The organism is Sphingomonas sp. 320_CC (assembly GCF_059691795.1).
In genome coordinates this window covers 430,019-452,195 of sequence record NZ_JCAWAE010000003.1, presented here as the reverse complement: position 1 = coordinate 452,195, position 22,177 = coordinate 430,019, and the positions used below count along the sequence as shown (strand labels likewise).

Below are 22,177 nucleotides of genomic sequence, written 5' to 3'. Positions count from 1 at the left end.
TTAGATCAGAGCCCTTCGACGAAGGCTGCGTAAGCGGCTTCGTCCATCAGGCTGTCGAGCTCGCTCGGGTCGCTGAGCGTCAGCTTGAAGAACCAGCCTGCGGCTTCGGCGTCCGAGTTCACCAGGCTGGAATCGTCGGTAAGCGCCGCATTGCCTTCGGTGACGGTGCCCGAGACCGGGGAGTACACGTCGGACGCGGCCTTGACTGACTCGACGACCGCGGCTTCGTCGCCCTTGGTCAGCGTCTTGCCGGCTTCGGGGACGTCGACGAACACCACGTCGCCGAGCTGGCTCTGCGCGTATTCGGAAATACCGACGGTGCCGACGTCACCATCGACGTCGACCCATTCATGATCCTGCGTGAAGTAACGGCTCATATCACTTGGCTCCTGCGCGGACGTAGCGGTGGGGAATGAAGGGCATCGCGGTGACGGTGGCGGTGTGGACCTTGCCGCGTTGCGCGATCTCGATACGGGTGCCGGGCGTCGACAGCGCGAGCGGCACATAGGCCATCGCGATTGGCTTCCCGAGGGTGGGTGCGAAACCGCCGCTGGTGAGGCGGCCGATCGTCGCGCCGGTGTCGTCGATCACTTCGGCGCCCTCGCGCGCGGGCTGGCGGCCCTCGACGATCAGGCCGACGCGCTTGGTGGCGGGGCCATGCTCGCGCTGGGTAAGGATACGCTCGGCACCGGGGAAGTCGGCGGCTTCCCGGCGACGCTTCGAGAGCGCGAAACCGAGGTCGGCCATCACCGGCGTGATCTCGGGATCGAGGTCGTGACCGTAGAGCGGCAGGCCGGCTTCGAGACGCAACGAGTCGCGTGCACCGAGACCGATCGGCTTGATCTCGGGGAGCGCGAGCAGCGCGTCCGCGAACGCGACGGCATGTTCGGCGGGGAGCGAAATCTCGACGCCGTCCTCACCGGTATAGCCCGAGCGGCTGATCCAAAGCGGTACGTCGTTCCAATAGAACGCACCGGCGGTCATGAACACGAGGCCGTCGATACCGGGGACGATCCGCGCGACCGCCTCGACCGCTTTCGGACCCTGCACGGCGAGCAGCGCCTGGTCTTCGAGGATGTTGATGGTGACGTCGTCGGGCAGATACTCGATCAGATAGCTGATATCGTCATACTTGGTCGCGCCGTTGACGACGACGTAAAAGCTGCCGCTCGCGGTCGGCGACGGATGCAGTGGATCGTACGCTTCTGGCTCGACGTCCTGCGCGGAGAAGGGCGAAGGCTGATCGTCGGGCAGGCGCGTGGCCATCAAATCGTCGAGGATGCCGCCGTCCTGCGCGAGCAGCAGCGAATAGCGCATCTTGCCTTCGCCGAGCCCGGCGATGTCGCCCGGCAGGACGGTTTCGAGCGCGTGCGCGACGCCTTCGCCGGAGAAGACGAGCTGACCCATGTGGCTGACGTCGAACAGCCCGGCCGAGTCGCGCGTCCAGGCGTGCTCGGCCATGATGCCTTCATACTGGATCGGCATTTCGTAGCCGGCGAACTCGACCATCCGCGCGCCCTGCGCGCGGTGCCACGCGTCGAGCGGCAACGGCAGAATCTCGGGCTCGACGTAGTCGTCCGCCTGATCGATGATGCTGGCGTAATCGCTCATAAACGGTCTCCGTCGAAGGGGCGCGCGGCACCCTGTGGTGCAACGATCCAAACCCCCTCTGTCACGGGACCTGAGAGCTTTCGCGCGGGACTTGTCCAGCGCTTACCCCTTCGGTGGCCCTCGGCGCGAACGCCAGGACGCTTTCCAGAGTGTCGATCAGCCCCGCGCGGTCTCTGGTGCCTGAGAGATTCCGGGGTGGTTGCTCCTTCGGCGGTTCCATCAGCCCTGAAAGGACCGGAAACGCTCTCCCGCGCGGTGCCATGCCGGTTGCCCGACATCGACGCCGCGGGTTGTGACGCGACGCACAATCTTAGTCAATCTAGGGTTTGGCGCGGCGGCAAGAAATCGGTGGATACCCCGCCATTAGCACCACCCCGGCGAAGGCCGGGGCCCAGTTGGCAAGGTCGCCGTAACAGCGGACCATCCGTCGTTACTACCGTCCCCCAACTGGGCCCCGGCCTTCGCCGGGGTGGCGGACTTATCTCGAGGTGTACGACCCGACGGAAAGCTGACCGTTATTCGACCGTCACGCTCTTCGCCAGATTCCGCGGCTGGTCGACATCCGTGCCCTTGAGCACGGCCACATGATACGCCAGCAACTGCACCGGTACCGCGTACACCAAAGACGCGATCAGCGGGTGGACCTTGGGCATGGTGATCGTCGCCATGCAGCCTTCGCCGGCCGCCTGGATGCCGTCGTAATCCGAGATCAGCACGACCTTGCCGCCGCGCGCCATGACTTCTTGCATGTTGCTGACGGTCTTGTCGAACAGCGGACCCGACGGTGCGATGACGATGACGGGGACATGCTCGTCGATCAGTGCGATCGGGCCGTGCTTCATCTCGCCGGCGGCATAGCCCTCGGCATGGATGTAGCTGATTTCCTTCAGCTTCAGCGCGCCCTCGAGCGCCAGCGGATAATCCGTCCCGCGGCCCAGATACAGCACGTCGCGCGCGCCGGCGATGTTGTGCGCCATCGCCTCGATCGCCTCGTCATACGCGAGTGCACCGTTGAGCGCGGCGGGTGCCTCGGCGAGGTGGCGGACGATCTCGCGCTCCTGCTCCTTCGACAGCAAACCCTTCGCGCGCGCCAGGTTCGCGGCGAGTGCGGCGAGCACGGCGAGCTGGCAGGTGAACGCCTTGGTCGAGGCCACGCCGATCTCGGGGCCCGCGTGCGTCGGCAGCAACAGGTCCGCCTCGCGTGCCATCGAGCTGGTCGGCACGTTGACGACGACCGCGATCTTCTGGCCCTCGGCCTTTGCATGACGCAACGCCGCGAGCGTGTCGGCGGTCTCGCCCGACTGCGAGATGAACAGCGCGAGGCCACCGTCCTCCATCACCGGCGCGCGGTAGCGGAATTCGGAGGCGACATCGAGGTCGACCGGCACGCGCGCGAACTGTTCGAACCAGTATTTGGCGACCATGCCCGCGTAGAAGCTCGTGCCGCACGCGACGATCGTGACGCGCTTGATCGTGGACAGATCGAACTCGGGGATCGGCAGCGTGATCTCGCCTTCCATCCGCTTCAGATACGAGCGCAGCGTCTGAGCGACGACGATCGGCTGCTCGTAGATCTCCTTGAGCATATAATGCTTGTGGTTGCCCTTCGAGATCACGTCGCCGGTGATGCCCGAGATCGTGATCGCGCGTTCGACAGGCGTGTTGTCGCGGTCATAGACCTGCGCGCCATCGCGGGTCAGGACGACCCAATCGCCTTCGTCGAGGTACGCGATACGCTGCGTCAGCGGCGCAAGCGCCAGTGCGTCGGAGCCGAGATACATCTCGCCTTCGCCGTGGCCCACGACCAGCGGCGAACCGAGCCGCGCACCGATCAGTAGGTCAGGATGCTGGCGGAACAGGATCGCGAGCGCGAACGCACCGTGCAGGCGGGGCAGCACGTCGCGGACGGCGGCGATCGGGTCCATGCCCGCCTCGATCTTCTCGCTGACGAGATGCGCGACGACTTCGGTATCGGTCTCGCTGGTGAACGTCCGGCCGCGCGCGATCAGTTCGTCGCGCAGCGGCTTGAAGTTTTCGATAATGCCGTTGTGGACCACTGCGACCTCGCCGGTCGCGTGCGGGTGCGCGTTGTTGGTGGTCGGGCCGCCATGCGTCGCCCAACGCGTATGCGCAATACCGGTCTTGCCAGGCAGCGGATGCGCGGCGAGTTCGTTCGCCAGATTAACCAGCTTGCCCGACGCACGACGCCGCTCGATCGCGCCGTCATTGTCGGTCGCGATGCCAGCCGAATCATAGCCGCGATACTCGAGCCGCTTCAGCCCATCCAGGAGACGACCGGCAACATCCTCGCCGCTCAGGATTCCAACGATACCACACATTTACATCATACTCCGTGGAACGGGTCTTACTTGCCGCTTGCCTGCGCGGCCTTACGCGCGATCATGCCGTCGCGAAAGCGCTTGGCCCAGCCGGCCCTTGCGGTTTGCAGCGGGCGGACCAGCGCAAGGGCATCGGCCTCGACGTCCTCTGTCAGAACCGATCCCGCCGCGACGATCGCACCTGCACCGATCGTGACAGGTGCGACCAGTGCCGAGTTCGAGCCGATGAATGCGCCCGCGCCGATCACGGTGCGGTATTTGAAATAGCCGTCATAGTTGCAGGTGATCGTCCCCGCGCCGATGTTGGCGCCCGCGCCGATATCCGCGTCGCCGATATAGGTGAGGTGGCTGACCTTCGCGCCTTCGCCGATCACGGCCTTCTTTACCTCGACGAAGTTGCCGACCTTGGCATCCGCACGCAGGTCCGCGCCGGGGCGGAGGCGGGCGAACGGCCCTACGTTCGCGCCCTTGCCGACCGAGGCGCCCTCGATGTGGCTGAACGCGTGGATCGTCGCGCCGTCAGCGATGCACGCGCCGGGGCCGAATACGACGTTGGGTTCAATCACGACATCGCGGCCGAGCTGCGTGTCGTGCGAGAACCAGACGGTGTCGGGGGCGATCAATGTCGCGCCGTCCGCCATCGCCTGCGCGCGCCGCGTCGCCTGCCACGCGGCTTCGACACCCGCAAGTTCACCGCGGCTGTTGACGCCGGCTACCTCGTCCGCGCCGGTTTCGATGACGGCGGACGAGCGACCGGCGGCTGCGGCAAGCTCGACGATATCGGTGAGATAATATTCGCCTGCCGCGTTGTCGTTGCCGAGCCGGTCGAGCAGCGAGAACAGGTCGGTCGAGTGCACCGCCATCAGTCCGGAATTGCACAGCGTCACCGCGCGTTCCGCCTCCGACGCGTCCTTATACTCGACGATCCGATCCATCCTACCCGCGGCGTCGGCGATGACGCGACCATAGGCGCCTGGTTCCGCCGGGCGAAAGCCGAGCACGACGACGGCAGGCGTGTCGTCGCCGTGCAACCGGTCGACCATCCGCTCCATCGTGGCGGCGGTGACGAGCGGGACGTCGCCGTACAGGATCAGGACGTCGCCTTCGAACCCCGCCAGCGCGTCGCGAGCCTGCGCAACTGCGTGGCCGGTACCGAGTTGCTCTGCCTGGAGCGAAGTGGAAATACCGAGCGGCGCGACCGCTGCCTCGACCTGTTCACGCCCTGCCCCCGTCACGACGACGGTCTTCGCCGGCTGCAACGCCGCCGCGCTTGCGACGAGATGCAGTAGCATCGGCCGGCTGGCGATCGGGTGAAGCACCTTGTGAAGATCAGATTTCATCCGCGTACCCTTGCCGGCAGCGAGGATCACGACTGCGATGGGGTGGGCTGGAATCGGTTGGTCGATGGAATGCGTCGTCATGGAAGGATCGCTGCCACGAAAGCCTTGCCAATTCCATAGTCTCGCTGGCAGGCCCGCATCCAATGACGCATTTTTTATTCGATATCGTCGGGTTCGACCTGGACGGCACGTTGCTCGACACGAGCGGCGACCTAGCCGCCGCCGTCAACCACGCGCTCGCTACGGTCGGTCGCCCGCCCCTCACCGTCGAGGAGGTCAAGCCGATGATCGGCGGCGGCGCGCGGCATATGCTCAAGCAGGGCCTGACCGCGACCGGCGGGTATGACGAACCGATGCTCGATGCGCTGCACGCCGAACTGCTCGCCTATTACGAGGCGAATATCTGTGTGCTGACAAAGCCTTATCCGGGGGCGATCGATGCGCTGGACGCCTTGGCTGCGAAGGGCGTGACGCTGGGGATCGTCACCAACAAGGTCGAACGGTTCGCGCGGACCGTGCTGGGCGAACTTGGGCTGGCCGATCGATTTGCCTGCATCCTGGGCGGCGATACGATGGCGGAGTCGAAGCCCTCTCCGATGCCGATCCACGAGATGGTGAAGCTTTGTCGTGAAAGCGGGGGCGGCGGAGACCGCGCTGCGTTCGTCGGCGATTCGATCTTCGACATCCAGGCCGGGCAGGCGGCGGGCTTACCGACGATCGCGTGCAGCTTCGGTTTTCTGATGCAGCCCGTAGCAGAGCTTGGCGCCGACGCGGTGATCGACGGTTTCGACGAACTCGTCCCGACGCTCGAAAGGCTCGGCGCATGAACCGGACGACGCTCACGCGCGTCGCGCTGGTCGTCGCGGTGGTGTTCGCGGTGACGATGGCTTTGCTGCCGAAGCCGCCGCACATGCCGATCGACCAGTTCGGCGACAAGTTCGGGCATATGCTTGCATTTGCGACGATGGCGCTGCTGGCGGCGCTGTCGTTTCCGACCGCGCGGCTGTTCCGGATCGGCGAGAGGCTATCGTTTCTCGGCGCGATGATCGAGGTCCTGCAGGCCATCCCATCGCTGCACCGCGATTGCGACATCTACGACTGGATCGCCGATACGCTGGCGATCACGGTCGTGTTGCTGATCGTCTGGGCCGTCCGACGCAGGCGTGGCGCGCGTCTCAACTAAGCCTTGCGCCACTTCGTCCACAAATGGCGGGCAAGCATCGCTGGCGGCATGCGTAACCAATGCGAGCGGACGTAGAAGGCGAGCCGGGCGACCGGTCGGGTCGGCCTGCCCCAGCCGTCTCGCGCGGTGATGCGGCGAATGTAGAGACGATCGGCCCCGCGCGCGGTTCCTTTGGCGAAAAGCGCATCGACGAGGCGCAAGGACCGGGCCACTTCGCGGGATAGGCCGTGACGTTCTGCCTCCTCGTCGAGGCCGTCGGTGCCGAACTCCTCGATCAGACAGCGGATGTCCCACAGGTTGCGGAGACCACCGGCGAGGTCTCCATCGGCGAACAGATGCGCCGCCGCGTGTATAAGCATTCCGTTGGGGGAGAGGGTCCGCAGGCCGTTCTCCAGTGTGAAACACCCGGCGATTAACGCCGCCGCATCAGGCGTGATCCGCGCGGTCAGTGGCAGGATGGTGTGGTGGACATCGATCATCCGGTCGCGGTCGCGGTGGATCAGCGGCGGGAGCTCGTGCATCCAGCGGCGATAATAGACATCGTCATACGGGTCGGGCTTCACCCATTCCCAGCTAGCCGCGAGCAGCGCCGCCTCGACCGCATCGAGCGATGCACGCGGCACAAGAATGTCCAGATCGCCGATCGATCGCCCCTGCCCTGCCGATAAGCCTGCCGCGACGAATGCGGTGCCCTTTAGTAGGATGACAGGGCATTCGATCGCAGCCAGCGCTCGCCGTGCCATCTCGGCCTCCCATAGCGCGGCACGGCGGCCGTGTTCGGCGGCGGCGCGCGCGTCGGCCAGGATAAGCTTCACGCCATCCGGCATCGCCAAGCCGTCGAGACGCATCGCCAGCGTACCGATTAGCTGCTCCGCTCGCGCCATCGTCAGCAGTGCGGTCCAGCCGTCCGCATCGAGCCCGACGACGCTGCCCGGATCGGCGAGCGCGCGGGCTAGGATGCGGGCGTCGCTTACCGCGCGGACCATAGCGCCTCGACCTGCTCGATCGCGCTTGCCCCGTCCGGATAATCGATCGCGACCGAAGGGACGTCGGCGATCAGGCCCGTCAGCGCCCGAAAGCCGGCCTCGCCCAGCGCGACGTAATTGGTCGAGGCCTGCGTCATCCGCACGAACGCCTCGGCCGGCGGCACCGGTCGCGTCTCCGCCCCGAAACCATAGCGCGGAAACACCAGCAGCGCGGGGGTCGCAGGCACGTCCATCGCCGCGATCGCGCGCGTGTCGGGGACCATGTGGCGGATGTTGCCTTTCGGCGTCGCTGGCATCAGCGGCCCCATCCGCGCATCAGGCCACGCCGACTCGGCCGCAGCAATCGCTACGTTCTTGAGACTGATCAAGCGCGGGAACGCATGGATCAGCCCGGTCGCGGGATCGAGCAACGCGAACTCGTCCCCCATGAACCGCCAGCCCTTCGCCGCGAGCAAGGTTGCGAGCGTCGATTTCCCTGCGCCCGAGATGCCGGTCATCAACAGGGCACGACCATCGCGCTCGACTGCGGACGCGTGGAGCAGAAGATAACGACGGGCACCTAGGGCCATCTGGAGGTTCATCGCCATCTCGGCAGCCAGCAGTCCCTGGCGCAACGGCAGCGGTGCGGCTTCGGGAAGCATGTAATCGCCACCGATCTCGACAGATGGGCGTATGATCCTGCGCCACGGACGCCTCGCGAACAGGCGCACGGTGAAGTCCGGCACGCCGTCGTGCGGCTTAGGGTAATCGCGGTACAGGCTTTGGAGTTCGGTGATCGGCGCGCGCCAGTCGGAGCCGATGCGGAAACCGATCGGCCCGATGCGGACGAAAAAAACGTGCCTCATGCCCGCTCGATCAGTCCGGCTTCGACGAGTTCTTCGAGCCGTGCCGCCAAAGCCTCGCGCGTACCGTCATCGAGATCATAGTCTCGTCCAAGCCGCTCCAGGAGGACGTCCAGCGACGATGCTCCCTCACATAATACCGCCAGAATCTGCGGTGCGGGTTCGGTCAGCAGGTGCGTGATCCCCGACGCGCGATGATATACCGCGGTGAATTCATCGAGCGGCGCGATCAGCAGGCCTCCGTCGGGCGGTCCCCGAAAGATCGTCCCCGACACGGCTTCAGCCGCGCGGCATCTGCAACGATGCGAAGCAGGTGAAGCCGCCCTGGCCGCGCTGCAACCGACGGATATATTTGACGTACGCGCGGCTGCGGTCGGAGTCTGTGCCGGGCAGCGTGCTGCCGCTGGCCATCGCGCGCTTCACCTCTTCGCCCTTGAACGCGCGCGTCGAGGGTGGGAATGCGCCCTTGGTACGTGCCGGTACGACGCCGCCGTTCGCATCAATATAGCTGCCGGCGCGGCCCGGATCGGGCACCGGAATCTCGCAATTCAGCACCGAGCCCGCGGTCTGCGCGAGCGCCGGGCGAATCGACACTACCATGCCTGCGGTCACCGCTCCGAGCGCCAGCACGCGGCGACGCGTTGGAACGCCGGTGTCGGTCTCCGCGGTTGCGACCGGGTCTTGGTTGAGTTCGATGTCGTCCATGATGCCCCTGCTAGACCACAGCCCTTTCATAATCTTGAAGCGCTGACAACATCGCCGTATCGACGCTTGGGAGAGCGTGCCGGAGTAGGACGACTTCGCACGCCGTTCGATTCCGCGGTCGGCAAGTCGGCGGCGCCAACAGACGATACCGGTTTGCACCGTGCCGCTGTATGGCGCTGCGCATGGACGTCGATTCCGTCCCAGGAGACCGCAATGCTTTCCGGATTTGGCCTGCGTACGTTTTGGGCGATCGTCGTGGTCGTTATCGCTGCCGTGGCGGTGTTCGCGCTTACGCATGACGTGCAAAGCGCGATCGTCGCGCTTGTCGGGGGAATCGCAGCCGCGCTGGTGGCGGCCGGCACCGGGGACGAGACGCCTGCCATGGATGACGCGACGAGCGTGTCGCCGTCGGTGCTCGACGACGTTCTCGATGCGATCGTCGCGCCGGTGATGCTGGTCGAGGACGGCCGCGTAGTGGTCGCCAATCGTGCCGCGCGGACGTTGCTCGGCGCGCATATCCTTGGCGAGGACGCGCGCGTTGCGATCCGCCATCCTGCGGCGGCAGAGCGCCTCGGGACGCCGGGGCCGATCGACGGCGAGCGACCTATCGAGCTGGTCGGGCTCGGCACGCGGGATCAGCGCTGGGAAATGCTGCTCAGCGAGACGTCGGAAGGCCAGCGAATCGTCCACCTTGTCGACCAGACCGGCAACTATGCCGCCGAGCGGATGCGGATCGATTTCGTCGCCAATGCGAGTCATGAATTGCGCACGCCGTTGGCTTCGATTCTCGGGTTTATCGAGACCTTGCGCGACGAGGCGGGCGAGGATGCCGAGGTGCGCGCGCGGTTCCTGAAGGTGATGGACGACGAGGCGCGGCGGATGCAGCGGCTGGTCGAGGACCTGATCTCGTTGTCGCGCATCGAGGCGGAAAAGTTTCGCCTACCCGACCAGGCGGTCGATTTCGCGCAACTGGTCGAGGACACGCGCGAGGAACTCGCCGACGCCGCGGGTGATCGCGGGCATGATCTGGTCGCGACGATCGATCCGAACCTCTCCTCGGTGTCGGGGGATCGGGTGCAGCTGTCGCAGATGCTCCACAACCTAATAGGCAATGCGATGAAATACGGGCGTGCGGGGACGCCGGTGACGATCGAACTGAAGCGCGACGATGCCGGTATGATCCGCTTGTCGATCCGCGACGAGGGCGACGGGATCGCGGCGGTGCACATTCCGCGGCTGACCGAGCGCTTCTATCGCGCGGATGCGGGACGCAGCCGGTCGCTAGGCGGGACGGGTCTCGGGCTGGCGATCGTCAAGCATATCGTCGAGCGGCACCGCGGTCGGCTCGATATCGCGAGTCAGGTCGGCGTCGGTACGGTGGTTTCGGTCATCCTGCCCCCGAGCGGCGGCGCGACCAAAGGCGCTGTCATAAAAGGGTAACCCAACTGTCACACAGGATCGTCTTAAGTACCGCTAAGGCCGGTGCATGACGGGAATTCTGGTGCAGCGGTTCGTTCTTCTAGGGGTGGTTGGGGCTCTGGCCGCGTGCGTCGATCAGGCGAACGGCGGTGGTGCAGGGTCGCGCGACCAGATCACGGCGGTTGGGTCGTCGACGGTCTATCCGTTCACGACGATGATCGCCGAGCAGCTCGTCGCGAACGATCCCGATGCGAAGGCGCCGGTGATCGAATCGACCGGGACCGGCGCGGGGATGAAGCTGTTCTGCGCAGGCGTCGGTGCGGCGCATCCCGATATCGAGGATGCCTCGCGGCGGATGAAGGCGAGCGAGTACGCGACGTGCGCCAAGAACGGCGTGCGCGACGTGATCGAGATCCAGGTCGGGATCGACGGCATCGCCTTTGCCGAGGCGAAGAACGGCCCGAAGATGCAGCTTACGCCGACCGATCTCTACAAGGCGCTCGCCGCCAATCCGGGCGGCAAGGTGAATACCGCTCGAGTGTGGCGCGACGTGAATCCTGCGCTGCCCGCGGTGCCGATCCAGGTTTACGGGCCACCGGCGACGAGTGGCACGCGCGATGCGCTGGCCGAGCTGATCCTGACCAAGGGGTGCGAGGCGAGCGATCCTTCGGCCAAGGCGCTCGCGAAGTCGGATGCCGAAGCGCACAAGGCGCTGTGCACGCGGGTGCGCGAGGATGGGGTTTATGTCGATGCCGGTGAGAACGACAATCTGATCGTCCAGAAATTGCAGTCGAACCCGAATGCGATCGGCGTGTTCGGGTACAGCTATCTCGAAGAGAATAAGGACGACGTGAACGGGGTATCGATCTCGGGCGTGGCGCCGACCTATGCGACGATCGCGGACAATGCGTATCCGGGGTCTCGGCCGCTGTATATCTACGTGAAGAAGGCGCATCTGACCGCGATCCCGGGGTTGCGGAACTTGTTGAAGCTGTATGCGGCGAACTGGGGGGCTACGGGGCCGTTGGTGAAGCGGGGGTTGATTGCTTCGCCGGCGTCGATTCAGGCTCGGTCGGCGGCGATAATCGCGAATGAGACGGTGCTGGATCCGGCGGTGTTGTCGTGATGCCACTTCCGTTCAACTGCACGCCCTTGCTAGTTCCCCCGCGAACGCGGGGGCCCGTGAGCCGAGCGCACGATCGGAACTTAGCTGGGCCCCCGCGTCCGCGGGGGAACGGCGGCTTGGCGTCGGCAACATCACGTAACGGGGACACCACCCCGGCAGAGGCCGGGGCCCAGTTAAGCTGCGTTGCATTGGTGGGCGCTGCGCTCCGTTACCTCGACCTTTCCAACTGGGCCCCGGCCTTCGCCAGGGTGGTGGCTCGTGGGATAGCGCGTGCGCGCGCGACCAAACGCCACGGGCGAGAACTATAATGTCCCCCATCGCCCTCCTCTTCCTAGTCCTCGGCCTAGGCCTGATCGGCTGGCTCACCGCCCGAGTCCGCGCCACCCGGTTCCGCGCCGGCAGCACCGTGCGGTTCAGCTCGCTGCCGTCGCATCACGGCTGGTACGTCGCGCTATGGACCGCGATCCCGCCGCTCGTCTTCCTAGTGATCTGGTCGATGACCGCGCCCGCGCTCGTCACCGATGCTGTGCTCGCCACGCCCGCCGCGATCCAGCTCCCGCCCCCCGGCTTCGACCGCGCGTCGATCCTGTCCGAAGCGCGCAGCCTCGCGGACGGTCGCAGCTTCGGCGCGTTCCACGGGCTCGCCCGCACGCTCGCCCCGTCCTACGCCGCGGCGCAATCGCGCTACGACTGGATCGCCACCGCCGCCGCGTTGCTGCTCGCCTTTGCCGGCGGCGCGTTCGCCTTCACCCGCGTGAAGCCCGGGTTCGGCGCGCGGACTCAGGTGGAGCGGGTCGTGATGCTGATGCTGCTTGGCGCATCGCTGATCGCGATCCTGACCACGGTCGGCATCGTCGCCTCGCTGCTGTACGAGTCCGCGCGGTTCTTCTCGGTCGTGCCGATCACCGATTTCCTGTTCGGCACACACTGGAGCCCGCAGGTTATCGACGGCCGCGATCCGGGCGCGTCGCTCGGCGCGGTGCCGCTGTTCTGGGGGACGTTCTTCATCGGCGCGGTGATCGCGATGACCGTCGCCATTCCGTTTGGTTTGATGAGCGCGATCTACCTCACGCAATATGCAGCACCGAACACGCGCAAGTGGATGAAGCCGATCCTCGAGGTGCTCGCGGGCGTGCCGACCGTCGTCTACGGCTATTTCGCCGCGCTGACGGTCGCGCCTGCGGTGCGTGACCTCGCCGTGTCGGTCGGGATCAGCTGGGCGTCGTCGGAGAGCGCGCTCGCTGCGGGCCTCGTGATGGGCATCATGATCATCCCGTTCGTGTCGTCGATGGCGGACGACTCGATCGCGGCGGTTCCCTCTTCGATGCGCGACGGCAGCCTCGCGATGGGCGCGACCTCGTCCGAGACGATCCGCCGCGTGCTGCTTCCCGCCGCCCTCCCCGGCGTGGTCGGCGGCGTGCTGCTCGCGGTATCGCGCGCGATCGGCGAGACGATGATCGTCGTGATGGCCGCGAGCGGGGTCGCGACGCTGACGCTCAACCCGTTCGCCAGCACCACCACCGTCACCAAGCAGATCGTCGACCTGCTGACCGGCGAGGCCGAGTTCGACAGCCCCAAGACGCTCGCCGCGTTCGCGCTGGGCCTGACGCTGTTCGTGGTCACGCTCCTTCTCAACATCGTCGCGCTGCGCGTCGTCAAACGGTACCGCGAAGCCTATGAGTGACACGCTCGTGCCCCAAATTCCGGTGACCCCCTCCGTCATTGGCGCGGAGCCGGTGCGCCGCGTCCCGACCGACTGGACGACGCAGGCGATGCAGTCGCGCATCCGCCGACGCTATGCGTCCGAGCGCCGCTTCCGCTTCGCCGGGCTCGCCGCGGTGTGGTTGTCTGCCGCGTTCCTCGCCTATCTGCTGGTCACGATGGTGATGCAGGGCGCGAGCGGGTTCGTCGAGACGCGCGTGTCGCTCCCGGTCGATCTTGCTGCCGCCAAGCTGCCGATCGAGCCCGCCCGCCTCGTCGGTCGCGGCGCCGATCTCGCGCTTGCGGGTGCAGGGTTGGAAGGCACGGTCGACCTCGCCGCGACCAAGGCGTTCGGCAAGGACGGCACCGACCTTCTCTCCGACGGCGCCTGGGCGGTGGTCCGCGATGCGATCAAGGCCGACCCGTCGCTGCTTCAGCGCAAGACCGTGTTCGAGGTCCCCGTCTCCAGCCCGATCGACGTCGCCGCCAAAGGCAACGGCACGCGCGACGCCGAAGCGATCGTCGCGCGGCTGAAGGCGAGCGGGGCGTTGACCCGTGGCTTCAACGCGGGCTTCCTCACCTCGGCGGACTCGACCGATGCGACCCGAGTCGGGATTTGGGGGGCGTTCAAGGGGTCGCTGTTGACGATGATCGTCACGTTGCTGCTGGCGTTCCCGATCGGCGTGCTGTCGGCGCTGTACCTCGAGGAATATGCGCCGAAGAACCGCTGGACCGACCTGATCGAGGTCTCGATCAACAACCTCGCGGCGGTGCCGTCGATCATCTTTGGCCTGCTGGGGTTGGCCGTTTTCCTTGGCACGTTCGGGATGCCGCGTTCGGCGCCTATAGTGGGCGGCCTGACGCTCGCGCTGATGACGATGCCCGTGATCGTCATCGCCGGGCGCAACGCGATCAAGGCCGTGCCGCCGTCGATCCGCGACGCCGCGCTCGGCATCGGCGCATCGCCGGTCCAGGTCGTCTTCCACCACGTCCTGCCGCTCGCGTTGCCCGGTATCCTCACCGGCACGATCATCGGCATGGCGCGCGCGCTGGGCGAGACCGCGCCGGTGCTGATGATCGGCATGCGCGCGTTCATTGCCGCGCCTCCGTCCGGGCTAAGCGATCCCGCGACCGTGCTGCCCGTCCAGATCTTCCTGTGGTCCGATCAGGTCAGCCGCGGCTTCGTCGAGAAGACCTCCGCCGCGATCATCGTCCTGCTCGTGTTCCTGCTCGCGATGAACGGCGTCGCGATCTACCTCCGCAACCGATTCGAGACCCGCTGGTGATGCCAAAACATTCTAAGCCTCCGATCCTCAAGATGACGGCGCGCAACGTCTCCGTCGCCTATGGCAGCAAGCTGGCGATCAACGACGTCTCGATCGACGTCGACCAGGACGAGGTCGTCGCGTTCATCGGCCCGTCGGGCTGCGGCAAGTCGACCTTCCTGCGCACCCTCAACCGCATGAACGACACCGTCGCCAGCGCGCGCGTGACCGGCGAGATCAAGCTCGACGGCCAGGACATCTATTCGCCCGACATGGACGTGGTGCAGCTCCGCGCGCGCGTCGGCATGGTGTTCCAGAAACCCAACCCGTTCCCGAAATCGATCTACGAGAACGTCGCCTATGGCCCGCGCATCCACGGACTGGCCGGTGCGAAAGCGGACCTCGACCGGATCGTCGAGAAGTCGCTGCGGCGCGCCGGCCTGTGGGACGAGGTCAAGGATCGGCTGAGCGACAGCGGTACGGCGCTATCGGGCGGCCAGCAGCAGCGGCTGTGCATCGCGCGCGCGATCGCGGTCGATCCGGAGGTCATCCTGATGGACGAGCCGTGTTCGGCACTCGATCCGATCGCGACCGCCAAGATCGAGGAGCTGATCCACGAACTGCGCGGCCGCTACGCCATGGTGATCGTCACGCACAACATGCAGCAGGCGGCGCGCGTCAGCCAGAAGACCGCGTTCTTCCACCTCGGCACGCTGGTCGAATACGGCAACACCTCGGACATTTTCACCAATCCCCGCGAAGAGCGGACCAAGGATTACATCACCGGCCGTTACGGCTGAGTCGGGAAACGACCATGAACACGCATACGGTCAAGGCCTTCGACAACGACATCGGCGAGCTCCGCGGGTTGATCTCGCAGATGGGCGGGCTCGCCGAGGACGCGATCGACAAGGCGATGCAGGCGCTGCAACGCAACGACCTCGCGCTCGCGGAACAGGTGCGCGTCGCCGACAAGCAGATCGACGTCATCGAGGCGGAGGTCGAGCGGCTGGCGGTGCGGATCATCGCGCTGCGCGCACCGATGGCGGTCGATCTTCGCGAGGTGGTCGCCGCGCTGAAGATCGCCGGCGTCGTCGAACGGATCGGCGATTATGCCAAGAACATCGCCAAGCGCGTGCCGATGATCGAGAGCGAGCACCGGATCGAGCCGATCTCGATCCTGCCGGCGATGGGCCGAATGGCGAGCGAGATGGTCCACGACGTCCTCGACGCGTTTGCCGCACGCGACCCCGAGGAAGCCGTCCGCGTCGTCGAATGCGACAATGCGCTCGACGATTTCTACGACAGCATATTTCGCACGCTCGTCACCTACATGGTCGAGAACCCCCGGACGATCGGCCAGGTCGCGCATCTGCTGTTCGTCGCCAAGAACCTCGAGCGGATCGGCGACCACGCCACCAACGTCGCCGAGATGGTCTATTTCGCCGCGACCGGCACGCAGATGGTTGATCGCGAACGCGGCATAAAGAAGGAGCAGGCATAATGGCACGCGCAAAAATGCTGCTGGTCGAGGACGATGCTGCGCTGGCCGAATTGCTGGTCTGGCATTTCAAGCGCGAGGATTTCGAGATCGCGCATACCCCCGATGGCGAGGAAGCGCTGCTGCTCGCCAAGGAGAAGGTGCCCGACATCGTCCTGCTCGACTGGATGGTCGAGGGGCTGTCGGGAATCGAGGTGTGCCGCCGCCTGCGCCGCGCACCCGAGACGCAGAACGTGCCGATCATCATGCTCACCGCACGCGGTGAGGAAGAGGATCGCGTGCGGGGCCTCGAAACCGGCGCGGACGACTACGTGACCAAGCCATTCTCGCCGCGCGAACTCGTCGCGCGCGTGGGTGCCGTGCTGCGCCGGGTCCGCCCTGCCCTCGCCGGCGAAGCGCTCAGCTACGCCGACATCGAGATGGATACCGTCGGCCACAAGGTGCGTCGCTCGGGCGAAGTCGTGTCGCTCGGACCGACCGAGTTCCGGCTGCTCAAGCATTTCCTCGAGCATCCGGGCTGGGTGTTCTCGCGCGAGCGGCTGCTCGATGCGGTGTGGGGCCACGACTCGGATATCGAGAGCCGGACGGTCGACGTGCACATCCGGCGGCTGCGCAAGGCGATCAACGTCGGCGAGCGGCCGGACATTATCCGCACCGTCCGTTCGGCGGGTTATTCGCTCGATACGGGCGGATAACGACTCTGTCCCGCGATGGGGCGAATGGAATCGGATGCGAAACGAAGGACCCAAGCGCGACTTAGTGCGTTCAGACGTCGCGCTACCAAAATGGTGCACCCATTTAGGAGATTCACATGAAGTCCATCCTTCTCGCCGCTGCCGCTCTTCTCGCGTCGCCCGTGATCGCCCAGACGACGCCGCCGGCAGACCCCGCCGCGCAGACTGCGCCGGCCGATCCCGCGATGCAGACGGCACCGGCCGATCAGGCTGCCCCTGCCGACCCCGCAGCGCCTGCTGCACCGGCGGATCAGGCGATGGCCGCTCCTGCCGATCCGGCAGCGGCACCCGCCGCACCAATGGCAGGCGCACCGATGGCGCCTGGCGCGGGTCGCGTGACGTTCGGCCAGCCGACGGTAACGCCGCCGACGCCAGCACCGGCGACGTATCCGGTGTGCTCGAAGACGGTCAAGGACGGCTGCCGCAACCGCGGCGGCAAGTAACTGACGTCTGCGTAGGTGGCGGATCTATCCGCCGCTTGCACGGCTAGCTTTACGTTCTAGGAAAGGCGCTCCAACGATAAGAGAGGAGCGCCTTTTCCATGTCTATTCGCTTTGACGGCCGGGTTGCCATCGTGACCGGTGCGGGTGGCGGCTTGGGGCGCGAATATGCGCTCGAGCTCGCTCGCCGCGGCGCGAAAGTCGTCGTCAATGATCTCGGTGCGTCCCGCGACGGCACCGGACATTCCGACGCCGCGCTGAAGGTCGTCGAGGAAATCGAATCGGCCGGCGGCGAGGCGATGTCGAACGGCGGCAGCGTCATCGACTACGACCAGATGGTCGAAATGGTCGCCCGCGCCTCCGAGAAATGGGGCGGCGTCCACATCCTCATCAACAACGCCGGCGTGCTGCGCGACAAGAGCTTCGCCAAGATGGAGCCCGCCGACTTCAAGTTCGTCGTCGACGTCCACCTCAACGGCTCGGCCAACGCCACGAAGGCAGTGTGGGACACGATGCGTGCCCAGAATTACGGCCGCATCCTGATGACCGCGTCGTCGACCGGTCTCTTCGGCAATTTCGGCCAGGCGAACTACGGCGCCGCCAAGCTGGGTCTCGCCGGCTTGACCAAGACGCTCGCGATCGAGGGCGCCAAGAACAACATCAAGGTCAACACGATCGCGCCGACCGCGGGCACGCGGATGACGCAGGACATCTTCCCCGAGGAAGCGTTCAAGGCCTTCTCACCCGACAAGGTCGCGCCCGCCGCGGTGTTCCTCGTGTCGGAGGACGCGCCTACCAACATGATCGTCGGGGCCGGCGCCGGTGTTTTCCAGGCGGCGTACGTGACGCTGACGCAGGGTAAGTTGCTGACCGGCGACGACCTGTCGGTGGAGGGTGTCGCGGCACATTGGGACTCGATCATTGACCGGACTGGTGAGATCGTCCCGCAGTCGGGCTCGGAACAGTCGATGACCATCCTGAGCAAGCTGCAGGGGCGCTGACGGTCGCACTTAGTCCAGGTCGCAGAACGCCATCGTAAACGATCCTCCCCCGCCAGGTGGAGGTGGCAGGCGTCAGCCTGACGGAGGGGGCGGCATGAGATACGGTCCGTGCCGTGCCCTCCCCCTCCGTCACCTTCGGTGCCACCTCCCCCTAGCGGGGGAGGATCAGAGCATCGACCGTCACCCTTATCGTGGCTCGCGCATTTGCCAGACTACGCGGCCGATGACGGCGATCGCTCCGTCCGGCACAGCCGCCGCCGCCGGATTATCACTCGTCGCCACTAGCGCACCGCGTACCGAGGCCACGCGCTTCACCATCACCGCGTCGTCGATCCGGATGACATACACGCCGCCCTTCGCGCGCGGCGTACGGTCGGCGGTGTCGACCACGATGTGATCGCCATCGAACAATCCCGGCTCCATCGAATTGCCGCGCACGCGGATGATCGCCGCCCGCCCGTCCCTTAACCCGAGTTTCCGCGCGAGGCCGGGGTCCAGCGTGTCGGTGCCGAGCACGATCTCGCCATCGACCAGCGCGCCCGGCCCCGCCGACGCCGCGACGCCGAGCTTGCGGATGCGAAACCCTGCCGGCCCGTCGGCGGGTGCGCCCAGCGTTACCTTGCTCACCCCCAGATATTCCGACAGCAATCGACGGTCGCGTTCGCCGAGCACCCGCGGCGATCCACGCCGGACATATTGCTGAAGGTACGCCGCGTTGCGCCCCAGCATCGCCGACAGCGCCGCCAGACTGTCGCCACGCGCAGCGGCCAGCGTTGCCAGCGCGGTTCTTGGATCGGGATCGGACACGGTTCTAGCCACGCCCGAACCGTAGCGTAGGAATTTTCCTAGACAAGTAGGATTTGCCGGAACAGATCAAGAACGCAAACAAGGCTCGGCCAGGGACTCGGGGCCCAGAACAGGAAGGAACGACCATGTCCGTTCTCATCAAGATCGACCGATATCTGCGGCAGACCGGCATGCCGACATCGAAGTTCGGCCGGTTGGCGGTCGGCGATCCGCGGCTGGTCCACGATCTCCGACTCGGCCGCCAGCCGCGTGCGCCGATGGTGGCGCGGATCGAGACCTTCATAGAACGGCACGGATCGTGAGGATGGACGCGATCCGTGGCCCCGATGCGGGCACGCTGCTTATCCGTGCGCTTCGCGGCCATGCGGCGGCGACAGGCCTGACGATGCACGTCGAGTCGATCGCGTGCACGCCTTGGGCGAGCGCTACGTTCGTCGGCACGCTGCATCGGTTGACAGTCGCGGCGGTGCCCGTACCCGGTCTTCGAGACTGGATCGACGCGTTGTTCGAAGCGGAGTTCGCGATGCGCGGGCATATCGTCGCCGATCTGGTGGTCGACCGCATCGAGTCGATCGGCGACCGCGAGCATGTGACGATCACGGTGCTGACGCTGATCGACGCGTAAACGTCTCGACAGGGGTGGACTTTCGCTGGCCGAACCACGAAGTCGGCGGTCAACGAAGGAGATTCATATGGCCGGGATGGGCAAGTTCGACTGGGCGGATCCGTTCCTGCTCGACGATCAGCTGAGCGAGGACGAGCGAATGATCCGCGACAGCGCGAAGGCCTATGCCGACGACAAGCTCGCGCCGCGGATCATCGACGCGTTCCAGCACGAGCATACCGATCCCGCGATTTTCCGCGAAATGGGTGCGCTCGGGTTGCTGGGGCCGACCATCCCCGAGGAATATGGCGGCGTCGGCGCGTCCTATGTCGCGTACGGGCTGGTCGCGCGCGAGGTGGAGCGGATCGACTCGGGGTATCGCTCGATGATGTCGGTGCAGTCGAGCCTGGTTATGTACCCGATCAATGCGTTCGGGTCCGAAGAGCAGAAGCGCAAATACCTGCCCAAGCTCGCGACCGGCGAGTGGATCGGCTGCTTCGGGCTGACCGAGCCCGATGCGGGGTCGGATCCTGGCGGAATGACGACGCGCGCAAAGAAGACGGCCAACGGCTATGTGATCTCGGGTGCGAAGACGTGGATCTCGAATTCGCCGATCGCCGACGTGTTCGTGATCTGGGCGAAGTCCGACGAGCATGGCGGCGGCATCCGCGGCTTCATCCTGGAGCGCGGGATGAAGGGGCTGGAGACGCCCAAGATCGAGGGCAAGCTCTCGTTGCGCGCGTCGATCACGGGCATGGTGATGATGGACGAGGTCGAGGTCGGCGACGACGCGCTGCTGCCCGACGTGCAGGGGTTGAAGGGGCCGTTCGGCTGCCTCAACCGTGCGCGCTACGGGATTTCCTGGGGTGCACTGGGCGCGGCGGAGTTCTGTTTCCATGCGGCGCGGCAGTACGGGCTGGACCGAAACCAGTTCGGGACGCCGCTGGCGGGGCGTCAGCTTTTCCAGAAGAAGCTGGCGGACATGGAGACCGAGATCGCGCTCGGGTTGCAGGCGTCGTTGCGCGTCGGGCGGCTGATGGACGAGGGCCGGTTCGCGCCCGAGATGGTCTCGATCGTCAAGCGCAACAACGTCGGCAAGGCGCTCGATATTGCGCGGATGAGCCGGGACATGCATGGCGGGAACGGGATTTCGGGGGAGTATCAGGTGATGCGCCACCTGATGAACCTGGAAACGGTCAACACGTATGAGGGTGCGCATGATGTTCATGCTTTGATCTTGGGCCGGGCGATCACGGGTATTGCTGCGTTTTGAGTTCAACCCCTACGTCCTACCACCCCGGCGAAGGCCGGGGCCCAATTGGGGAACGCGCATTGGCTGATGCAGTGCGCTGTTACTTCGACCTTTCCAATTGGGCCCCGGCCTTCGTCGGGGTGGTGTTATGACGGAGGAACGCAAACCCTCCCCCCTTGCCGGTCTCAAGGTCGTCGAACTCGCGCGGATTCTCGCAGGCCCGTGGGCGGGGCAAGTCCTCGCCGATCTCGGGGCCGACGTCGTCAAGGTCGAGAGCCCGGCCGGCGACGACACGCGCACTTGGGGTCCGCCGTTTATCGACAACCCCGACGGCACGCGTGATGCCGCCTATTTCCACGCCGCCAATCGCGGCAAGCGATCGGTCGTGGCTGACTTTACCACGCCTGAAGGACAGGCTGTCGTGCGCGAGTTGATCGCCGATGCCGATGTCGTGATCGAGAATTTCAAGGTCGGCGGGCTTGCGAAATACGGGCTCGACTACGCCGCGCTCTCTGCGATCAACCCGCGCCTTGTCTATTGCTCAATCACCGGGTTCGGGCAGGACGGCCCCTACGCGCCGCGCGCGGGCTACGACTTCATCGTGCAGGGCATGAGCGGGATCATGGACCTGACCGGCGAGCCGGACAGCGCGCCGCAGAAGATCGGCGTCGCGTTCGCCGACATCATGACCGGGCTGTATTCCGTGATCGCGATCCAGGCGGCGCTGGCGATGCGCGAGCGGACCGGCCGGGGTCAGCAGATCGACATGGCGTTGCTCGATACGATGACCGGGGTGCTGGCGAACCAGGCGATGAACTGGTTTGCGAGCGGCGTGTCGCCGACGCGGGTCGGGAATGCGCATATGAATGTGTGTCCGTATGCGGTGTTTCCGTGCGCGGATGGGTGGTTCATCCTGGCGGTCGGGAATGACGGGCAGTTCCGGCGGTTCTGCGACGCGATGGGCTTGCCCGAGATGCGCGACGATCCGCGGTTCGCGACCAATGCCGGAAGGTTGGCGTTCAAGGACATCTTATTCGCTGGGATCGAGGCGGCGACGTCTCTGGTGCCTAAGCTCGAGTTGCTGGCGCGGTTGGAGGCGGTCGGGGTGCCGGCCGGGCCGATCAATACGGTGGCGCAGGCTTTCGACGATCCGCAGGTTGTCGCGCGGGGGATGGCGATCGACGTCGCGCGGCCGGATGGGTCGACGGTTCCCGGACTGCGTACGCCGATCCGGTTTTCGGATGCGGATCTGGCAACCGGACGGGCGGCGCCGATGCTTGGGTCTACCGACTAAGCATGTGTCCCCGCGAAGGCGGGGACC

The 22,177-nt window shown here is 66.0% G+C and carries 24 protein-coding genes and 2 riboswitches; of the genes, 15 read left to right on the top strand and 9 right to left on the bottom strand.

The genetic code is table 11. The features are described 5' to 3' along the window. Positions 1-5: 5 nt before the first annotated feature. From gcvH to glmU, 4 genes are all read right to left on the bottom strand, one after another. Entirely contained in the window at positions 6-377 is a 372-nt protein-coding gene (gcvH, locus tag AC59GX_RS13535) for a glycine cleavage system protein GcvH (RefSeq protein ID WP_333928474.1), read from the bottom strand. A 1-nt stretch (position 378) separates the two neighbouring features. After that, positions 379-1,611 carry a glycine cleavage system aminomethyltransferase GcvT gene (gene gcvT / locus AC59GX_RS13530; protein ID WP_426281376.1) on the bottom strand — a complete coding sequence of 411 codons (1,233 nt, stop codon included), beginning with the start codon at positions 1,609-1,611 and terminating at the stop codon, positions 379-381. Positions 1,612-1,659: 48 nt separating this feature from the next. Next, a riboswitch (glycine riboswitch) is annotated at positions 1,660-1,767 on the bottom strand. A 1-nt stretch (position 1,768) separates the two neighbouring features. After that, a riboswitch (glycine riboswitch) is annotated at positions 1,769-1,872 on the bottom strand. A 254-nt stretch (positions 1,873-2,126) separates the two neighbouring features. Next, a complete protein-coding gene (glmS, locus tag AC59GX_RS13525) occupies positions 2,127-3,950 on the bottom strand; it encodes a glutamine--fructose-6-phosphate transaminase (isomerizing) (RefSeq protein WP_497301886.1) in 1,824 nt (607 codons plus the stop codon). Between the two features lie 26 nt (positions 3,951-3,976). Next, positions 3,977-5,371: a bifunctional UDP-N-acetylglucosamine diphosphorylase/glucosamine-1-phosphate N-acetyltransferase GlmU gene (gene glmU, locus AC59GX_RS13520; protein ID WP_497301884.1), complete on the bottom strand. Its 1,395-nt coding sequence runs from the start codon at positions 5,369-5,371 to the stop codon at positions 3,977-3,979. 62 nt (positions 5,372-5,433) lie between these two features. On the opposite strand from glmU, the gene AC59GX_RS13515 reads away from it, so the two are divergent. After that, positions 5,434-6,117 carry an HAD-IA family hydrolase gene (locus AC59GX_RS13515; protein ID WP_426281380.1) on the top strand — a complete coding sequence of 228 codons (684 nt, stop codon included), beginning with the start codon at positions 5,434-5,436 and terminating at the stop codon, positions 6,115-6,117. Beyond that, positions 6,114-6,473 (top strand): VanZ family protein, encoded by a 360-nt coding sequence (locus AC59GX_RS13510; RefSeq protein ID WP_426281382.1) that lies wholly within the window; start codon positions 6,114-6,116, stop codon positions 6,471-6,473. The genes AC59GX_RS13515 and AC59GX_RS13510 overlap by 4 nt, the downstream gene beginning before the upstream one ends. Here the strand turns inward: AC59GX_RS13510 and AC59GX_RS13505 are convergent. Genes AC59GX_RS13505 through AC59GX_RS13490 form a run of 4 tightly spaced genes read right to left on the bottom strand, consistent with a single transcriptional unit; the run spans position 6,470 to position 9,006 of the window. Next, positions 6,470-7,459 (bottom strand): nucleotidyltransferase domain-containing protein, encoded by a 990-nt coding sequence (locus tag AC59GX_RS13505; protein WP_426281383.1) that lies wholly within the window; start codon positions 7,457-7,459, stop codon positions 6,470-6,472. The genes AC59GX_RS13510 and AC59GX_RS13505 overlap by 4 nt on opposite strands. After that, the gene (locus tag AC59GX_RS13500) at positions 7,444-8,304 is read right to left on the bottom strand and encodes an HprK-related kinase A (protein ID WP_426281385.1); all 861 of its coding nucleotides are present in this window, start codon (positions 8,302-8,304) and stop codon (positions 7,444-7,446) included. The genes AC59GX_RS13505 and AC59GX_RS13500 overlap by 16 nt, the downstream gene beginning before the upstream one ends. Continuing rightward, positions 8,301-8,576 carry an HPr-rel-A system PqqD family peptide chaperone gene (locus AC59GX_RS13495; RefSeq protein ID WP_426281387.1) on the bottom strand — a complete coding sequence of 92 codons (276 nt, stop codon included), beginning with the start codon at positions 8,574-8,576 and terminating at the stop codon, positions 8,301-8,303. Before AC59GX_RS13495 ends, AC59GX_RS13500 begins: the two co-directional genes overlap by 4 nt. A gap of 4 nt (positions 8,577-8,580) precedes the next feature. After that, a complete protein-coding gene (locus AC59GX_RS13490; RefSeq protein WP_426281388.1) occupies positions 8,581-9,006 on the bottom strand; it encodes a hypothetical protein in 426 nt (141 codons plus the stop codon). Positions 9,007-9,219: 213 nt separating this feature from the next. Here AC59GX_RS13490 and AC59GX_RS13485 point away from each other — a divergent pair, with 213 nt between their 5' ends. From AC59GX_RS13485 to AC59GX_RS13445, 9 genes are all read left to right on the top strand, one after another. Next, positions 9,220-10,446 (top strand): ATP-binding protein, encoded by a 1,227-nt coding sequence (locus AC59GX_RS13485; RefSeq protein WP_426281389.1) that lies wholly within the window; start codon positions 9,220-9,222, stop codon positions 10,444-10,446. A 46-nt stretch (positions 10,447-10,492) separates the two neighbouring features. Continuing rightward, complete coding sequence (locus AC59GX_RS13480; RefSeq protein WP_426281391.1) at positions 10,493-11,551, top strand: substrate-binding domain-containing protein; 1,059 nt, start codon at positions 10,493-10,495, stop codon at positions 11,549-11,551. A 307-nt stretch (positions 11,552-11,858) separates the two neighbouring features. After that, entirely contained in the window at positions 11,859-13,235 is a 1,377-nt protein-coding gene (pstC, locus tag AC59GX_RS13475; protein ID WP_426281393.1) for a phosphate ABC transporter permease subunit PstC, read from the top strand. Further along, positions 13,228-14,538 (top strand): phosphate ABC transporter permease PstA, encoded by a 1,311-nt coding sequence (gene pstA, locus AC59GX_RS13470; RefSeq protein ID WP_426281394.1) that lies wholly within the window; start codon positions 13,228-13,230, stop codon positions 14,536-14,538. Before pstC ends, pstA begins: the two co-directional genes overlap by 8 nt. Next, a complete protein-coding gene (gene pstB / locus AC59GX_RS13465) occupies positions 14,538-15,317 on the top strand; it encodes a phosphate ABC transporter ATP-binding protein PstB (RefSeq protein WP_426281395.1) in 780 nt (259 codons plus the stop codon). Before pstA ends, pstB begins: the two co-directional genes overlap by 1 nt. 14 nt (positions 15,318-15,331) lie before the next feature. After that, the gene (gene phoU / locus AC59GX_RS13460) at positions 15,332-16,021 is read left to right on the top strand and encodes a phosphate signaling complex protein PhoU (RefSeq protein ID WP_056057297.1); all 690 of its coding nucleotides are present in this window, start codon (positions 15,332-15,334) and stop codon (positions 16,019-16,021) included. Further along, positions 16,021-16,713 carry a phosphate regulon transcriptional regulator PhoB gene (gene phoB, locus AC59GX_RS13455; RefSeq protein WP_055873047.1) on the top strand — a complete coding sequence of 231 codons (693 nt, stop codon included), beginning with the start codon at positions 16,021-16,023 and terminating at the stop codon, positions 16,711-16,713. Before phoU ends, phoB begins: the two co-directional genes overlap by 1 nt. Before the next feature lie 116 nt (positions 16,714-16,829). Continuing rightward, complete coding sequence (locus AC59GX_RS13450; RefSeq protein WP_056489016.1) at positions 16,830-17,195, top strand: hypothetical protein; 366 nt, start codon at positions 16,830-16,832, stop codon at positions 17,193-17,195. A gap of 98 nt (positions 17,196-17,293) precedes the next feature. Beyond that, positions 17,294-18,193, top strand: coding sequence for an SDR family NAD(P)-dependent oxidoreductase (locus AC59GX_RS13445; protein ID WP_426281397.1), 900 nt, complete (start codon positions 17,294-17,296; stop codon positions 18,191-18,193). Between the two features lie 186 nt (positions 18,194-18,379). Here the strand turns inward: AC59GX_RS13445 and AC59GX_RS13440 are convergent, their stop codons facing one another. Then, the gene (locus AC59GX_RS13440; RefSeq protein WP_497301880.1) at positions 18,380-19,012 is read right to left on the bottom strand and encodes a S24 family peptidase; all 633 of its coding nucleotides are present in this window, start codon (positions 19,010-19,012) and stop codon (positions 18,380-18,382) included. Positions 19,013-19,125: 113 nt separating this feature from the next. On the opposite strand from AC59GX_RS13440, the gene AC59GX_RS13435 reads away from it, so the two are divergent. The 4 genes from AC59GX_RS13435 to AC59GX_RS13420 all read left to right on the top strand — a co-directional run bounded on the left by AC59GX_RS13435 (position 19,126) and on the right by AC59GX_RS13420 (position 22,150). Next, on the top strand, positions 19,126-19,302 hold the full coding sequence (locus tag AC59GX_RS13435) for a hypothetical protein (protein ID WP_165895153.1): 177 nt from the start codon (positions 19,126-19,128) through the stop codon (positions 19,300-19,302). Positions 19,303-19,304: 2 nt separating this feature from the next. Further along, entirely contained in the window at positions 19,305-19,625 is a 321-nt protein-coding gene (locus AC59GX_RS13430) for a hypothetical protein (protein WP_426281399.1), read from the top strand. A 67-nt stretch (positions 19,626-19,692) separates the two neighbouring features. Beyond that, on the top strand, positions 19,693-20,877 hold the full coding sequence (locus tag AC59GX_RS13425) for an acyl-CoA dehydrogenase (RefSeq protein ID WP_056055772.1): 1,185 nt from the start codon (positions 19,693-19,695) through the stop codon (positions 20,875-20,877). A gap of 127 nt (positions 20,878-21,004) precedes the next feature. Beyond that, entirely contained in the window at positions 21,005-22,150 is a 1,146-nt protein-coding gene (locus tag AC59GX_RS13420) for a CaiB/BaiF CoA transferase family protein (RefSeq protein WP_426281400.1), read from the top strand. The last annotated feature ends 27 nt before the right edge of the window (positions 22,151-22,177 follow it).

Excerpts from the sequence above, each read along its gene's own strand:
- AC59GX_RS13490 (WP_426281388.1), bottom strand. The coding sequence starts at position 9,006 with ATGGACGACATCGAACTCAACCAAGACCCGGTCGCAACCGCGGAGACC.
- AC59GX_RS13450 (WP_056489016.1), top strand. The coding sequence starts at position 16,830 with ATGAAGTCCATCCTTCTCGCCGCTGCCGCTCTTCTCGCGTCGCCCGTG.
- gcvH (WP_333928474.1), bottom strand. The coding sequence starts at position 377 with ATGAGCCGTTACTTCACGCAGGATCATGAATGGGTCGACGTCGATGGT.
- phoU (WP_056057297.1), top strand. The coding sequence starts at position 15,332 with ATGAACACGCATACGGTCAAGGCCTTCGACAACGACATCGGCGAGCTC.
- AC59GX_RS13505 (WP_426281383.1), bottom strand. The coding sequence starts at position 7,459 with ATGGTCCGCGCGGTAAGCGACGCCCGCATCCTAGCCCGCGCGCTCGCC.
- AC59GX_RS13515 (WP_426281380.1), top strand. The coding sequence starts at position 5,434 with ATGACGCATTTTTTATTCGATATCGTCGGGTTCGACCTGGACGGCACG.
- AC59GX_RS13510 (WP_426281382.1), top strand. The coding sequence starts at position 6,114 with ATGAACCGGACGACGCTCACGCGCGTCGCGCTGGTCGTCGCGGTGGTG.
- AC59GX_RS13485 (WP_426281389.1), top strand. The coding sequence starts at position 9,220 with ATGCTTTCCGGATTTGGCCTGCGTACGTTTTGGGCGATCGTCGTGGTC.
- glmS (WP_497301886.1), bottom strand. The coding sequence starts at position 3,950 with ATGTGTGGTATCGTTGGAATCCTGAGCGGCGAGGATGTTGCCGGTCGT.
- glmU (WP_497301884.1), bottom strand. The coding sequence starts at position 5,371 with ATGACGACGCATTCCATCGACCAACCGATTCCAGCCCACCCCATCGCA.
- pstC (WP_426281393.1), top strand. The coding sequence starts at position 11,859 with ATGTCCCCCATCGCCCTCCTCTTCCTAGTCCTCGGCCTAGGCCTGATC.
- pstA (WP_426281394.1), top strand. The coding sequence starts at position 13,228 with ATGAGTGACACGCTCGTGCCCCAAATTCCGGTGACCCCCTCCGTCATT.
- AC59GX_RS13480 (WP_426281391.1), top strand. The coding sequence starts at position 10,493 with ATGACGGGAATTCTGGTGCAGCGGTTCGTTCTTCTAGGGGTGGTTGGG.
- AC59GX_RS13425 (WP_056055772.1), top strand. The coding sequence starts at position 19,693 with ATGGCCGGGATGGGCAAGTTCGACTGGGCGGATCCGTTCCTGCTCGAC.
- gcvT (WP_426281376.1), bottom strand. The coding sequence starts at position 1,611 with ATGAGCGATTACGCCAGCATCATCGATCAGGCGGACGACTACGTCGAG.
- AC59GX_RS13445 (WP_426281397.1), top strand. The coding sequence starts at position 17,294 with ATGTCTATTCGCTTTGACGGCCGGGTTGCCATCGTGACCGGTGCGGGT.
- phoB (WP_055873047.1), top strand. The coding sequence starts at position 16,021 with ATGGCACGCGCAAAAATGCTGCTGGTCGAGGACGATGCTGCGCTGGCC.
- AC59GX_RS13500 (WP_426281385.1), bottom strand. The coding sequence starts at position 8,304 with ATGAGGCACGTTTTTTTCGTCCGCATCGGGCCGATCGGTTTCCGCATC.
- pstB (WP_426281395.1), top strand. The coding sequence starts at position 14,538 with ATGCCAAAACATTCTAAGCCTCCGATCCTCAAGATGACGGCGCGCAAC.
- AC59GX_RS13430 (WP_426281399.1), top strand. The coding sequence starts at position 19,305 with ATGGACGCGATCCGTGGCCCCGATGCGGGCACGCTGCTTATCCGTGCG.
- AC59GX_RS13420 (WP_426281400.1), top strand. The coding sequence starts at position 21,005 with ATGACGGAGGAACGCAAACCCTCCCCCCTTGCCGGTCTCAAGGTCGTC.
- AC59GX_RS13435 (WP_165895153.1), top strand. The coding sequence starts at position 19,126 with ATGTCCGTTCTCATCAAGATCGACCGATATCTGCGGCAGACCGGCATG.